The following is a 13771-nucleotide window of genomic DNA, read 5'->3' as shown; positions in this document are numbered from 1 at the left end:
CCGGCGGCTAATCCGCTTCAGCGAAAAACGCGGCGATGGCGGGGTTCTTCTTCAACTCGGCCAGTTCTTCCGGCGTCGGCAATTGCGGCTTGTCACGCTCGGCGTTCACCATGCAAAGGAAGCCGAACGGCTCGCCCGCATTCGCGCGGAACTGGTGCCATGTCATCGGCGGAATGAAAACGAGATCCGGCGCGGCCACCTCGCGCACCTCCTCGCCGACGAGACAAAGCCCGCGCCCGCGAAAGATCATCACGCCATGCACATGCTCGTGTCGCTCGAAGGTGGAATGGCCGCCCGGCGCCATCTCGAAATAGCGTAGCTCGCAGGAAAGCTCCGGCCGCTGGAAAAGCACCTGCCGTGTGATCGCCTTGAAGGGCGCAGCGCCTTCTTCCTTGTAGGCGAGAATGTCGACGCCATCCCAGCGAAAACCATTGTCGCTCGCTTGGCGGATGTTCGAACGTTCGCGCTCCGTCATTCGTGCAATCCTTCGAAATGGCGCACCACGCGCGCCTGAAACGCGGCCGCCTCTTCCGTCATGCGTTCACGCGCCGCGAGCAGGCTGCCGCCGATGAGCAACATGGTGTCCGCGCCATAGAAATCCAGAAGTTCGTCCACGCGCTGAAGCGTCATGCCGCCAGCGGGCGACGGGCAGCAGGGCTTGAGATCCGCCCATGGTCGCCGCGCAGTCTCGGCGATGGCGCGACAGGTTTCGGGCGAATAGCTGAAGCGGCCGCCATAGTTCGGGTAGATGGTGACATCCGCGCCGAAGAGGCGGAACAGCGTACCGAGCAGGAACGGCGGCGCGATGCGGGCCGCGCCTGCCATGGCCGGGTGCGCGATGAACGCCACGTTCGGAAACAGCCGCGTGAGGCGATGGAAATTCGACACGCCGATCAGCATCGGCTCGATGAGCACCGCCTCGATGCCCTCCGCCTCGGCGAGCGCAATCTGATCCGCCGCCTGATCGAAGCTGCCGGACACATTCGGCGCATAGAGCGTTCGAAAGCCCGTCTTCGCGTTCGTCTCCCGCAACGCGCTGGCAACGGCTCGCACGCGGTCGGCGAACGGGCTGTAGATCTGATCGGCAAGCCCGTGGTCGTCCTTGATGAAATCGATGCCGCCGCCAGCAAGCCGCGCCGCGAGCGCGGCGAGTTCGTCGGGCGAAAGACCCTGCGGCTTCAGCGCGGTGCAGGTAAGCGCGCGAGCGCCCGCGCCGACTTTCTCGCGAAGCCCCTCGGTGCCGACGTTCGGGCCGCCGAACGCCTCCGCCATGGCTTCCGGGATTTCCGCATCGACGAGCGTCACGTCCGGCTGGATCGAGCTGTTGCCGAACAGCATGTTGAGAAGCTGCCCCGCCTCGTAGCCCGTCGTATCGACCGCAAGCCCGATCCGAACCTCGAACAGCCCCGGCTCCGCCTCGCGGATGGCCTGCACTTCGCCCACGATATCGCGGAGGATGCCCGCGTCGGCGATGGCGTCGAGCGGCATTTCCACGCTCTGCTCGACCGCGATGGCCGCCGCCCTCGCCTCGATCGATGCCGCGTCGCCACGCACGTGATAAGTAACGCTCAGTCGGGACATTCTATCTGCCTCAGCCGCAGCCTTATTGTTGCACGTTTCATACCCCAATCGCATGCAAAGACAATTGCTCTGGCGACCTTATGGACAAGCGGAGCGGGCCGGGCTATCCGGCATCAGCCGTTCCTGAGAAAGCTCCGCTCATGCTTCGACGCCTCTACGAAAAGACGATGCGCCTTGCCGAAGGGCCAAACGCCCTTCTCGCGCTCGTGCTCGTCTCGTTCGCGGAAAGCTCGTTCTTTCCGATCCCGCCGGATGCGCTCCTCATTCCGATGGTGCTGGCGCAGCGCGAACGCGCGTTCAAGCTCGCGGCGTGGTGCACTGCGGCTTCGGTCGTCGGCGGCATCGTCGGCTATGCCATCGGCGCGCTGCTTTACGACACGCTCGGCAAATGGATCATCGATTTCTACGGCTACGGCCAGAACATGGACGCGTTCCGCGCCACCTATGCCGAGTGGGGCGCGTGGATCATTCTCATCAAGGGCCTGACGCCGATCCCCTTCAAGCTCGTGACCATCGCGAGCGGCTTCGCGGGCTACGATTTCTGGCTGTTCGTGCTGCTTTCCATCATCACGCGCGGAATTCGCTTCTTCCTTGTTGCGGGGCTGCTGCATATCTATGGCGAACCGATCCGCAATTTCCTCGAACGTCGCCTTGAACTTGTGACGGCGGGTTTCGCGGCGGTGATCGTCTCGGGGTTCCTGATCGTTCGATATGTCGTATAATTCAGCAACAGCTGCCGGCGAACGAGCATCCTTCGATGCACGCAGCGCGGCCATCGTGATCGCAGCCGTGAGCATCATCTCGCTCGCGGCCGCATGGCTTTTCGAGCTTTACGGCTACAAGCCCTGCCCGCTTTGCCTCGAAGAGCGCGTCCCGTATTACGCAGGCATCCCAGGCGGCATCCTCGCCGCGTGGTTCGCCACGCGCGCACCGAGAATCGCCGTGGTGATCCTTGCGGCCATTGCGTTGGCCTTCCTCTACAATGCAGGCCTCAGCGTCTATCACGCGGGCGCGGAATGGAAGCTCTGGCCCGGCCCCGACACGTGCGCGAGCGACGGCACGTTCAAGCCCGGAGCGTTACTCCAAAGCCTGAGGAGCAACGCCGTCGTGCGTTGCGACGAGGCAGCGCTTCGTATCTGGGGCGTATCGCTGGCGGGTTACAACGTGCTGATTTCAGCGGCGCTCGCCGCAGTGGCGGCCTTTGGTATCTGGCGCAGCCGCACGCGAAAGCGCTGATCGACGCCCCTGCGTCAAGCCTTCCGCTTTCGCGTGATTCGCGGAAGTAGTGCCCGAACCGCTCGATATCCCTGCAAATCCTTGCATCGCGGAGCGAGAGACGCGATGTCGCACGATTGCGCGGCGCGTTGCGACAAGTGACTGAAATTAAATATAAAAACATAAGCCTACTGAATAACACATGCGCGTCACCACAAGCAAAGCGCGAAGCAGGTTTATTTACCAAGATATATTATCGCGTATAGTTTTATACCATCAAGTTGAGATGCGATGCTGCAACCTGACTACGCCTTCGGGCGATTTTGGCAGAATTTGCTTCATCGCATCGAATCCGAGACAAAACCGTCTCGACTTCAACTTGCCGGTTAAGTCAACATAGGAGACCTCCCATGGACCCCGTGTGGATCTGGGTTGACATCATTGTTCTCTCGGCAGTCATTTCTGTCTATCTCCTCAACATGAAGAGCGGGATTAAATAGCTTCCGCCCTTCCTGCTGGCCAGCAAGCCGGATGTGCTCGGGAAAAACCTGAGCGCACCCGGTGTATGTGTTCGAAATCGCCCAAAAAGACCGACGCCGGCCCGCGACATCTTCGCCCGAGCAGTTTCGGATCGCCGCGTGCGGCCCCGTAAACGCGAAAGGGCGTCGGCCGGAAGTATCCGCAGCGTGCCCACCCCTGCAATTTGAATCGAAACGGGTCTGGGCCTGGCAGAGTCCCTAAGGCTTTCGCGGCGATACTGCTCCCGACTTCAAAGCAGGGGCAGTCACCATGGCAGAGTCCGATGTCGAAACCCGCGCGCATGCGGAGGCGGCCGAGCAGCGCTCAAGCCACGTGCTTTACAAGGCCATCCCGCAGGTCGTTGTGCTCGTCCTCACGCTCATCGGCGTCGCCTATACGAGCATGACGCGACAGGCGCTCGTCGGCTATTGGGAATTCCTCGCGCTCATCACGGGCCTAGTCTGCATCATCAGCGGCTGGCCGCACGCGCGGACCCGGCCCGAACGCGTGCGCCTCGTATGGACACAGGCGCTGCACTGGACTGCCTTTCTCGTGGCCATGAACCTGCTTCTCATCTCCGACGTGCAGCGCATGCTGAGCACCGACGCAACGGGCCTCGCGATCCTGCTGCTCCTCGCGCTGGGCACCTTCGTCGCGGGCGTGCATACGCTTTCGTGGCAGACCTGTGTGCTGGGCCTCGTCATGGCGCTGTCCGTGCCCGCCATCGCCTGGATCGAGGAATCGGCGCTCGTGCTCGTGTTCGTGCTGCTCATGCTCCTCGTCGTGGGCGGTGTGATCCTGACGACCGCGCGCCGAGGCCGAGGGCGCGACGACAGTCTCGGCGAAGAAGCTCTGTAAGGCCGATTATCGGCGAACACCCCTTTTTTCGCGCCCACCGGGATAGCAAGCGCAGCCGACGCTGTTAGGATGGCAGCGGAAACCGGAGGCGCATGCAAATGGCATTCTTGAGACGGAACGCGGACTACGAGACCTGGCTGCGGACGCAATGCGACGTCGTCGACGCGGACCTCGACAAGAAGCACAAGCGCATGGCCGAGAGCCCCTTCGCGATGCTGCGCGCGACCTATTTCCGTTACGCCGCAAAGGTTGAGAAGCTTCTGCCGGATCTCGCGGACGCGCCGCATGTGCTCGCGGTCGGCGACATCCACGTCGAGAATTTCGGCACATGGCGCGATGCCGAAGGGCGCCTCATCTGGGGCGTGAACGATTTCGACGAGGCGGCGGTGATGCCGTATCCGTTCGATCTCGTGAGACTTTGCGCAAGCGCCGGTCTTTCGCCCGATCTCGGTCACCACGAGCATGCGGCGGATGCGATCCTTGCGGGCTACGAGCGTGGCCTCGCCGAGCCTGCGCCGATGGTGCTGGACGCGGACGCCTCATGGCTGCGCCCCTTCGTCTCGCCGACGGAAAAAACGCGCGCCGACTTCGCGAAGGACACGAAGACGCTCCTGGATTTCGATCCGCCCGGCGATGTGAAAGCGGGCTTCGCCGAAAGTTTCCCGGAAGGCGCCGTCATCGAAGGATACGCGCCGCGTGCGAAAGGCGGCGGCAGCCTTGGGCGCCCGCGCTTCATCGCGGTGGCGACATGGCGGGGCGGGCGCATCGTGCGCGAGGCGAAGGCGCTGGTGCCGTCCGCATGGGATTACGCGCACAAAAAGGAGGGCTGGCCGCCGCGCTTCCGCGAGCTGGCGGACGGACCTTTTCGCGCACCCGATCCTTTCCTCGACATTCGCGGCCGTTACCTGTTTCGCCGCATCGCGCCGGATTCGCGCAAGCTCGACTTTGGCGGCGAAATCCCGAAGCGCCTTCAGGGGCTATTCCTCGAAGCGATGGGCCACGACATAGGCGCGATCCACGCCGCGAGCGTACAGGCCGAGGACATCGCCGCGCATCTGAAGGCGCGCACCGAGGGCTGGCTGCGCGACGGGGCCATGTCGCTCAGCGCGCGCGTGCTCAAGGATTTCAAGGCGTGGCAGGCGGCCTGCAAGCCGGAGCCTGCTCCGCCGAAGGTCGGGAAAACGAAAAAATGACGAGGCATCCGAAGAAGCTCGATTTCCCGGTGAGCCAGGTGCGCCGCTATCTGGAACCGGGTCCGATCGTGCTCGTCTCGTCGACATGGCAGGGCAAGACGGACGTCATGACGCTCGGCTGGCAGACGGTGATGGAGTTTTCGCCGTCGCTCGTCGGCCTCATGATCTCGGCGGGCAATCACAGCTTCGAGCTGATCCGGGAATCGCGCGAGTGCGTCATCAACCTGCCGACGACGGCGCTCACCGATATCGTGGTCGGCGTGGGCAATACCTCCGGTGCCGACATCGACAAGTTCGCGCATTTCGGCTTGACGGCGGAACCTGCGAGCGAGGTCGGCGCGCCACTCATCGCCGAGTGCCACGCCTGTTTCGAGTGCCGCCTGCACGATGATGCGCTGCTCGACAGCTACAATTTCTTCATTTTCGAGGTGGTGAAAGCGCATGTCGCGCCGTCGCCGAAGCATCCGGAGACGCTGCATTACCTCGGCGGCGGCGAATTCATGGTTTCAGGAAAGATCATCTCCAGGCGATCTCAGTTCCGCCCGGAGATGCTTTAGCCGTTTCGGTCAGCTACGCTCGATCTCGCTCGCGGCCCGGTCGAGCGCGCCGGTGATGACCTGTACGGCCTCTGGCGAGAGCGGACCCTTCGACAGGCGAACCTGAACGGCCGCGCGCAGGTTGTCCATCGCGCGGATCATCTCCGGCGCGGGGTTTGCCCCGAAACGGGCGCGCGCTTCCTCAAGCCTTCCGCGCACCGCCGTAACTTCCTGAACTCGCGCGGCGAGTTCGGCGCGCCCCTGATCCGTCAGGCTGTAAAGCTTCTTCGCGCCCTGCGTTTCGCCCACGATCAGGCCGGTTTCTTCCAGCAGCGTCAACGTCGGATAGATGACGCCGGGGCTTGGGGTGTAGGCGCCGTTGAAGGCGTCCTCGATGGCCTTGATGATCTCGTAGCCATGGCGCGGCTGCTCTCCGATCAGGTCGAGCACGAGCCAGCGCAGATCGCCCTGCTCAAGAGGGCGGCCGTGACGTCCGCGCCTGCCCCCGAAGGGATGATCTCCGCCATGGCGAGAACCGCCGCGCCTGTCGTGATGCCCGAACAACCCGTCGCCTCCTTCGATATATCTGCGCGCGGCTATATCATCGAACCTGCCGCCGTGCGAGCGCCACGCCCCTCCAAACTCGCGTTCACCCGCTTGTTCGGATCCCGCGTGAGCGGCAAAGCGACCGCGCGCTCTTGCGAACCAGCCCCGCCCTTCTTGTCGGTCACAGCCGCGTCCTTCGTCGCACTTCCCGCGCGAGCGTTCGCCGCTGTTGGGTCGGCCTTCCGGCCAATTACTAAAAGACATGTTTTCGTTCCTTCTTCGATATATCTTTTGTATGTCCACACCGATACGCCCATTCCGATGCGATGGCAAGTGCGATATATCTAAGATAGTCGAAAAAAAATCGCCGGGGCCGCGGGCTCGCGCCTCAGACTTGGTAATAGTCCCGGTACCAGCGCACGAAGCGCGGTATGCCGACCTCTATCGGCGTCGTCGGTCGAAACCCGGTCGCCGCCGCGAGGCGCTCGATGTCGGCGTGCGTCTCCGGCACGTCGCCGGGCTGCATTGGCAACAGGTTGCGGATCGCCTTTTTACCTATGGCGTCCTCGATGCAGGCCACGAAGTCGTTGAGCGGCACCGGCTCGTTGTGGCCGATGTTGTAGATCTCGAAGGCGGGTCCGCTCGCACCCGCAACCGGCGTCATATCGACGACGCGCAACACGCCATCCACGATGTCGTCGATATAGGTAAAGTCGCGCGCGTGGTCGCCATTGTTGAAAAGATCGATCGGGCGGCCCTCGATAATTGCCTTCGTGAAAATGATCGGCGACATGTCCGGTCGCCCCCAAGGGCCATAGACGGTAAAGAAGCGCAGGCCGGTCATGGGCAGGTTGAAGAGATGCGCGTAGGCGTGGGCCATCAACTCGCCCGACTTCTTGGTCGCCCCGTAGAGGCTCGCGGGCGCGTCGGTCTTGTCCGCCTCGGCGAACGGCAGCTTCGTGTTCAGGCCGTAGACCGAACTGGACGACGCAAAGACGAGGTGCTCGGGCCGGTGCGCGCGGCACCCTTCGAGGATGTTGAGCAGCCCGATGACGTTCGAGTCGAGATAGGCTTGCGGGTTTTGCAGTGAATAACGTACGCCCGCTTGCGCCGCGAGATGCACGACCCGGCGCGGCTCGAACCGCGCGAAGGTGTCGCGCACGGCGTCGGCATCGGCGAGATCCGCCTTCACGAAGGTGAACGCCCTCTCGCCTGCGAGGTGTTCAAGCCGGGCGTGCTTGAGCGAGGGGTCGTAGTAACTGTTGATATTATCGAAGCCGACAACCGCCTCGCCACGCGCGAGCAAGGCTTTTGCAACATGAAAGCCGATGAACCCCGCCGCACCTGTTACCAGAATTGTCATGCTTCGGCCTGACTGTTTACGATTGTCATTTCAGCCGGTATGGCCCAAATTCAACGTGGGAACAATTGCTCCGGTTGAAATGCACATGATCGCGCGAATTTATAAACCGGCGAAAACCGCCATGCAGTCCGGCCTCGCGAAAGCCAAGGACTGGGTGCTGGATTACGAACCCGCGACCGCACGCGAGATCGAGCCGCTGATGGGCTGGACGAGTTCGAACGATATGCTGAGCCAGGTTCGGCTGTTCTTCGAAACGAAGGAAGAGGCCGTCGATTACGCGAAGAAAAACGCGATCCCCTATCGCGTGTTCGAGCCGAACCCTCGCGCGGCTATCAAGAAGTCCTACGCCGACAACTTCAAGTATGGCCGGATCGGAAGCTGGACGCACTGACGGGAGCGCCCGCCACTAGAAGTCGAGCGGGATGATTGGAACGACGCTGCCCGCATCGAGAGCGGCAGCGTGTGGCGCGTGCACGATCAGGCAATCGGCGGCGGCGAAGACGGAAACGAGCGAACTGTCCTGATCGCCGAGCGGCGTCACCGCGCCGTGCTCGCGGCGCGCCCGCATATAATGTTGCCTCGGGCCGTTCGCGGCGAGGGCAACCGCGAGCGGCGCTTCGTCAACCGTATCGTCCGACGCGCGACCTAGCATCCGGTCGAGCAGCGGCTTGAGAAACAGCCGCGCGCAGACGAGCGCCGCGACAGGATTGCCCGGCAGGCTTAGCACGCGCTGGCGGCCGAGACGGCCCGACATGAGCGGCTTTCCGGGCCGCATCGCCACGCGCATCACTTCGAACCTCGCGCCCGCCGCTTCGAGCGCGCCTTGAACGAGGTCGTGCGCGCCGACCGAAGCCCCGCCAATGGTGACGAGAATATCCGCATCGCGCGCGGCGGAGATGGCGGCGTCGAGGCTTTCCCGCGTGTCCCGCGCGATGGCGAGGCAACTCGGCTCCCCGCCCCACGCCGCGATCGCAGCCGAAAGCCCAGCCGGCACGGACGACACGATCTGCCCCGCGAGAAGCTCCGCGCCCGGTTCGGCAAGTTCGTCGCCGGTCGCCAGCACGGCAACGACGGGCCTGCGTCGCACCGGAAGCGATCCGTGGTTCATCGCTGCGGCGAGCATGACCTTGCGCGCGTTGAGCGTTTCGCCCGCGCCGATCATGATTTCGCCCTCGCGAAAATCGTAGCCGCGTCGGCGGATATGCGCGCCGGGCGGCACGCCTTCGAGCACCGTCACCACACCACCCGCCTCACGCGCGGCTTCCTGCATGATGACGGCGTCGCCACCGGCCGGGACGGGAGCGCCCGTGAAGATGCGTGCGGCCTGCCCCTGCCCGACCGTGCCCGCGAAGCCATGCCCGGCCGCCGCTTCGCCGATCACGGCCAGGCGCGCGGGCGCGGCGGCGATGTCGGCGACGCGGACCGCATAGCCGTCCATCGCCGAGGCATCGAACGGCGGCTGCGTGAGCTTCGCGGCGAGGTCCGCCGCGAGAACGCGGCCCCCTGCGTCTAGAAGCGAAACGTTTTCAGCGGTGACCGGCTCGACGTCGGCGAGAATTTTCGCCAGCGCCTCATCGACGGGCACATAGACCCGGCTTCCGCTTTCCTCCGGCATTCCTGATTCTCCGCTTTTGCGCGTCCGTCATGCTGGCATGAAATGACCATTCTGCAGGACAAAGCCGAGGACGGTCAGCGGCGGCTTAGCGAGGGGCCTTGACGCTAGTTCCGTCACTAGGGTCAGTGCTCGCGTCTTTTTTCGTTTCAGTGACCCATCCTGCGGGTTTGGGTGCATCTATTTCGATGCGCGGTCGCTCAAAAAGCTCGCGGGTCCACGTCAGGATTCCCTTGCCGATTTCTTCTTGAATGGCAGCTGCGATGCCCGCAATAACAAATGCTAATACAATGCCAATTATCTTTTTCCAATGTCTCAGCCACGAACGTCGAGACGGCTTAAGCTCGGCACTTGGCTTGTTGTCGGTGCTTTCTTGTTTGACAACTAGCGGCCTTTTTGGGCTCCGACGCTTTTTCGTTGGGCCTAAAACTTGGGGAAGGCCCGAGAACAACTCTTGTTGCTCGTGTGTAAATGCCATTCAATATCCCGCTTAAACCGAGCGCCCCGGCTGCTCGGTAATGATCCGACGCTCATTTCCCTACTCCACCCGAGTTGCTCTTTAATATAATTCAGCAAGTGTCCGCAATAACGCCTGCGTCATTTCCACACATGAAACGGCAAAAGTAAGGATTTGAATGGTGGACACGACAGGGATTGAACCTGTGACCCCTACGATGTCAACGTAGTGCTCTACCGCTGAGCTACGTGTCCGAACCGGTTGCGGAGCGCCTGGAACCGCGTTTTGGTCCCGCCCCGCCTTTGGAGCCGCTCTCATAGCACGCACGAAATCGCGCTTCAAGCGGACAATCGCCGGAACATGAGCTTGTCTTGAGACTTTTTCATGCGACCCTATTTTCCCGGTCCATCCGGCATCGGACCACTTCAGGAGGCATTTCAATGAACGGCATTCCCCTGCAGCCCATTATCGCAATCCTTGCCGGCATCCTTATCCTGCTCCGTCCCTCGCTCCTCAATTATGTCGTCGCTATCTATTTGATTCTCGTGGGTGTTCTTGGCCTGGTCGGCTCGCGGCGGTTCTGACGTCAGCGCCGCGCAGGCTGCGCGTGATTGCCTGACGGCTGCCCGCCGGATTGCGACGCCGCGCCCGCGCAAGCGACGGTTTGCCGCCTCGCCCGCATCGCAGGAGACCGCTGATGGACTTCGGATTAGACGCGACACTTCTGGCCCGCATCCAGTTCGCCTTCACGGTGACGTTTCACATCATCTTCCCGGCGTTCACCATCGGGCTTGCGTCCTACATCGCGACGCTCGAAGCCATCTGGTATTTTCGCGGCGACGACCGCTATCATCGCCTCGCGCGTTTCTGGACGAAGATTTTCGCGGTGTCCTTCGCGATGGGCGTCGTGTCGGGGCTGCCGATGTCCTACCAGTTCGGCACGAACTGGAGCCGCTTTTCCGTAACCACGGGAAACGTCATCGGCCCGCTGCTCGGCTACGAGGTGATGACCGCGTTCTTCCTCGAAGCGACGTTCCTCGGCATCATGCTGTTCGGCTGGAACCGTGTGCCGCGCGGCCTGCACTTCTTCTCAAGCTGCATGGTGGCTTTCGGCACGCTGCTTTCGGCGTTCTGGATTCTGTCGGCCAACAGCTGGATGCAATATCCCACCGGCCATGAGGTGCGCGACGGCATTGTGGTGCCCGTGGACTGGATCGCGGTGATCTTCAACCCGACCTTTCCGCATCGCTTCGCGCATATGGTGACGGCGGCCTATATCACGACCGCCATCGTGGTGCTCTCGGTCGGCGCGCGCTACTGGCTCGCCAACCGCTACGCGGACGAAAGCCGCGTCATGGTGCGCATGGCGCTCGCGATGATCCTCATTCTAGCCCCGCTTCAAGCGTTCATCGGCGACCAGCACGGCCTCAAGACGGCGCAATATCAGCCCGCGAAACTCGCCGCCATGGAGGCGCATTGGGACGGCACCAAGCCCGCCGCGCTCGTATTGTTCGCACTTCCGAACGCAAAAACGGAATCGAACGACTACGAAATCGCGGTCCCCAATCTCGGCAGCTTCATCATCACCCATGACTGGAACGGGCTCTTTCCCGGCCTCAAGCAGTTCAAACCCGACGACCGTCCGCCCCTTTACATGCCGTTCTTCGGCTTCCGGCTGATGGTGGCCATCGGTCTCTGGTTTATCGTGCTCGCATGCGTAGGCGGGTTCCTCTGGTGGCGCGGGCGGCTGTTCCAGAACCGCGCCTTCATGCGCGCGGCGGCGTGGTCGTGGCCGCTCGGCTTCGTCGCGGTCGTCGCGGGCTGGATCACCACCGAAGTCGGCCGCCAGCCGTGGATCGCAACGGGCCTCGTACGCACTTCGGAAGGCGTCTCGCCGGTGGCGTCGGGCGCGGTTGGAACGTCTCTCATCCTTTTCTTCTTTGTCTACCTGATCGTGTTTTCGGCGGGCATCGTCTACATCAACCGCCTGATCCACAAAGGCCCGGTGCTGCAAGCGCCGGAAGGGCTCGACGAAGGCACACCCGCGCGGCCCATCTCGGCGGCTACGGAAACGCGGCGCGGTAGCGCATGATGCATAGGCCGCGCGAAAATCGGGATCGCGAGTCGCGGTCCTTGCGCTCAATCAGGACGGGAGCAAGCCATGGGTGAAATCGCGTACTGGCTACCGCTCGTCTGGGCCGCGCTCATCGGCATCGCCATCGTGATGTATGTGTTGCTCGACGGATTCGACCTCGGCATCGGCATGCTCTTCCTTTCCGGCACGAGCGAGGAAGAGCGCGACCACATGATGAATGCCATCGCGCCCTATTGGGACGGCAACGAGACATGGCTGGTGCTCGGGGGCGCGGGGCTGCTCGTCGCCTTTCCCCTCGCCTATGGCACGATCCTGCCCGCGCTTTATATCCCGATCTTCGTGATGCTGCTGGCGCTCGTCTTCCGGGGCGTGGCGTTCGAGTTTCGCTTCGTGTCGAAGCCGCATCACGCATGGTGGGACCGCGCCTTCTCGCTCGGCTCGACCGTGGCCACCTTCGCGCAAGGCGTGGTGCTCGGTGGCTTCATGCAGGGCATCAACATCCAGAACCGCGAATTCGCGGGCGGCACGTTCGACTGGCTGACGCCGTTCTCTCTACTGTGCGGCGTCGGGCTGATGGCGGGCTACATCCTGCTCGGTTCGGCGTGGGTGATGATGAAAACCGACGGCGATCTCGCGCGCCGCGCCCAACGCCACGCGGAATGGGCGCTCTATGCGACGCTGTTTTTCGTGGCGGCGGTGAGCCTGTGGACACCGCTTATGTCGGATCACATCGCGGAACGCTGGTTTCGCGGCGAGCACATCGTCTGGCTCTGGCCGGTGCCATTCCTGACCGCCGTGACGGCACTCGTCACCTATCGCGGCGCGCGCAAAGGCTCGGGCCTGCAAACCTTCCTCGGCGGGATGACGCTGTTCCTCCTTTGCTTCCTCGGGCTCGGCATCTCGGTTTTCCCGTATCTCGTCTTCCCGTCGATCACCTTATGGGAAGCGGCCGCCGTGCCGGAATCGCAAATCTTCTCGCTGATCGGCGCGCTTCTGTTCCTGCCGCTCGTGCTCGGCTACACCGCCTTCGTCTACTGGACCTTCCGGGGCAAGGTGACTGAGGGCGCGGGCTATCACTGAGCGGCGATAATCTCCGCGACGGTCGCGATGCAGGCCTGCCGGTCGCCTAGCCCGGCGAGTTCGGCTTCATGCAGCACCTTTGCGGGAACCACCTCGCCGCCCAACGGCAGGTCGCGTGTCGCGCTGGCGTCGGCTGCGACCGTGATTTCATAGCCATGATCGAATGCCGCACGCGCCGTGGATGACACGCAGTTATGAGTCATGAAACCCGCGACGACGATCTTTGCGCCCGCATCGCCGACATGCTCCGCGAGGTTCGTCCCGTGGAATCCATTCGCGAGCGTTTTCTCCACGACCGCCTCGCCCGGCAGCGGCGCAAGGTCCGGCATGAAAGCCCCGCTTTCCGTCGCGCGGTCGAACGGGCTGCCCGCAGGCCCGCGATGGGCGATGTGGACGATCTTCGCACCTGCCCGCCGTGCTTCAGCCAGCAGAACGACCGCGCGCTCGACCGCCTCGTCGATACCATCGAGCCTGAGCGGCCCGGCTCGGTACACATTCTGCGCGTCGATGAGGATGACAACGGCCTCGGACAGGCGCGGTGGCCTCGGCTTGAGCCCGGAAAGTTCGAAGAGCGTGAACGGCGCATTTGTGGCACGCGACGACATGACAAACCTCCTTTGCAGAGCTTAGGCTCATGATACGCTTGGTCGGAACGCTTTCAACAGCGGCTCTCGTGTTTTTCTCCGCCATTCTCTCGGTCGCAATCGAATAAATCC

Annotated in this window: 16 protein-coding genes and 1 tRNA gene; 9 read left to right on the top strand and 8 right to left on the bottom strand. The window is 63.0% G+C overall.

Annotated features, from left to right (window positions below; translation table 11 throughout):
- Positions 1 to 7: 7 nt before the first annotated feature.
- Positions 8 to 475, bottom strand: coding sequence for a cupin domain-containing protein (locus tag RVAN_RS00975; protein ID WP_013417890.1), 468 nt, complete (start codon positions 473 to 475; stop codon positions 8 to 10).
- A complete protein-coding gene (locus tag RVAN_RS00970; RefSeq protein WP_013417889.1) occupies positions 472 to 1581 on the bottom strand; it encodes a RuBisCO large subunit C-terminal-like domain-containing protein in 1110 nt (369 codons plus the stop codon). Before RVAN_RS00970 ends, RVAN_RS00975 begins: the two co-directional genes overlap by 4 nt.
- A 140-nt stretch (positions 1582 to 1721) precedes the next feature.
- Between RVAN_RS00970 and RVAN_RS00965 the strand changes: the two genes are divergently transcribed.
- The 5 genes from RVAN_RS00965 to RVAN_RS00945 all read left to right on the top strand — a co-directional run bounded on the left by RVAN_RS00965 (position 1722) and on the right by RVAN_RS00945 (position 5923).
- Positions 1722 to 2303, top strand: a complete 582-nt coding sequence (locus RVAN_RS00965) for a YqaA family protein (protein WP_013417888.1) — start codon at positions 1722 to 1724, stop codon at positions 2301 to 2303.
- On the top strand, positions 2293 to 2817 hold the full coding sequence (locus tag RVAN_RS00960) for a disulfide bond formation protein B (protein ID WP_013417887.1): 525 nt from the start codon (positions 2293 to 2295) through the stop codon (positions 2815 to 2817). Before RVAN_RS00965 ends, RVAN_RS00960 begins: the two co-directional genes overlap by 11 nt.
- Before the next feature lie 768 nt (positions 2818 to 3585).
- Positions 3586 to 4173 (top strand): hypothetical protein, encoded by a 588-nt coding sequence (locus RVAN_RS00955; RefSeq protein ID WP_013417886.1) that lies wholly within the window; start codon positions 3586 to 3588, stop codon positions 4171 to 4173.
- 98 nt (positions 4174 to 4271) lie between these two features.
- Positions 4272 to 5366 (top strand): DUF2252 family protein, encoded by a 1095-nt coding sequence (locus RVAN_RS00950; protein WP_013417885.1) that lies wholly within the window; start codon positions 4272 to 4274, stop codon positions 5364 to 5366.
- Positions 5363 to 5923, top strand: coding sequence for a flavin reductase family protein (locus tag RVAN_RS00945; protein ID WP_013417884.1), 561 nt, complete (start codon positions 5363 to 5365; stop codon positions 5921 to 5923). The genes RVAN_RS00950 and RVAN_RS00945 overlap by 4 nt, the downstream gene beginning before the upstream one ends.
- 9 nt (positions 5924 to 5932) lie before the next feature.
- Here RVAN_RS00945 and RVAN_RS19420 read toward each other — a convergent pair whose 3' ends face one another.
- Together RVAN_RS19420 and RVAN_RS00930 are read right to left on the bottom strand one after the other, a co-directional pair.
- Positions 5933 to 6466, bottom strand: coding sequence for a PadR family transcriptional regulator (locus RVAN_RS19420; protein ID WP_041787162.1), 534 nt, complete (start codon positions 6464 to 6466; stop codon positions 5933 to 5935).
- 370 nt (positions 6467 to 6836) lie between these two features.
- Positions 6837 to 7811, bottom strand: a complete 975-nt coding sequence (locus RVAN_RS00930; RefSeq protein WP_013417882.1) for an NAD-dependent epimerase — start codon at positions 7809 to 7811, stop codon at positions 6837 to 6839.
- An 85-nt stretch (positions 7812 to 7896) separates the two neighbouring features.
- Here RVAN_RS00930 and RVAN_RS00925 point away from each other — a divergent pair, with 85 nt between their 5' ends.
- Positions 7897 to 8202 carry an ETC complex I subunit gene (locus RVAN_RS00925; RefSeq protein ID WP_041787931.1) on the top strand — a complete coding sequence of 102 codons (306 nt, stop codon included), beginning with the start codon at positions 7897 to 7899 and terminating at the stop codon, positions 8200 to 8202.
- Positions 8203 to 8217: 15 nt separating this feature from the next.
- Here RVAN_RS00925 and glp read toward each other — a convergent pair whose 3' ends face one another.
- From glp to RVAN_RS00915, 3 genes are all read right to left on the bottom strand, one after another.
- Entirely contained in the window at positions 8218 to 9426 is a 1209-nt protein-coding gene (gene glp / locus RVAN_RS00920) for a gephyrin-like molybdotransferase Glp (protein ID WP_013417880.1), read from the bottom strand.
- A gap of 85 nt (positions 9427 to 9511) precedes the next feature.
- Positions 9512 to 9901, bottom strand: coding sequence for a hypothetical protein (locus tag RVAN_RS19935; protein ID WP_155942310.1), 390 nt, complete (start codon positions 9899 to 9901; stop codon positions 9512 to 9514).
- Between the two features lie 158 nt (positions 9902 to 10059).
- A tRNA-Val gene (locus RVAN_RS00915) sits at positions 10060 to 10134 on the bottom strand.
- 186 nt (positions 10135 to 10320) lie between these two features.
- Between RVAN_RS00915 and RVAN_RS00910 the strand changes: the two genes are divergently transcribed.
- The 3 genes from RVAN_RS00910 to cydB all read left to right on the top strand — a co-directional run bounded on the left by RVAN_RS00910 (position 10321) and on the right by cydB (position 13055).
- Positions 10321 to 10464 carry a DUF3096 domain-containing protein gene (locus tag RVAN_RS00910; protein WP_013417879.1) on the top strand — a complete coding sequence of 48 codons (144 nt, stop codon included), beginning with the start codon at positions 10321 to 10323 and terminating at the stop codon, positions 10462 to 10464.
- 113 nt (positions 10465 to 10577) lie between these two features.
- Positions 10578 to 11972, top strand: coding sequence for a cytochrome ubiquinol oxidase subunit I (locus RVAN_RS00905; RefSeq protein ID WP_013417878.1), 1395 nt, complete (start codon positions 10578 to 10580; stop codon positions 11970 to 11972).
- Positions 11973 to 12041: 69 nt separating this feature from the next.
- Positions 12042 to 13055 (top strand): cytochrome d ubiquinol oxidase subunit II, encoded by a 1014-nt coding sequence (cydB, locus tag RVAN_RS00900; RefSeq protein WP_013417877.1) that lies wholly within the window; start codon positions 12042 to 12044, stop codon positions 13053 to 13055.
- On the opposite strand, the gene RVAN_RS00895 is transcribed toward cydB, so the two are convergent.
- The gene (locus tag RVAN_RS00895) at positions 13049 to 13660 is read right to left on the bottom strand and encodes a cysteine hydrolase family protein (protein ID WP_013417876.1); all 612 of its coding nucleotides are present in this window, start codon (positions 13658 to 13660) and stop codon (positions 13049 to 13051) included. The two genes, cydB and RVAN_RS00895, sit on opposite strands and share 7 nt — an antisense overlap.
- Positions 13661 to 13771 lie beyond the last annotated feature (111 nt).

This window comes from Rhodomicrobium vannielii ATCC 17100, assembly GCF_000166055.1.
GTDB classification, from domain to species: Bacteria; Pseudomonadota; Alphaproteobacteria; order Rhizobiales; family Rhodomicrobiaceae; genus Rhodomicrobium; species Rhodomicrobium vannielii.
The sequence above is the reverse complement of the archived record's forward strand: the minus strand, read 5'-3'. Positions and strand labels throughout refer to the sequence as shown.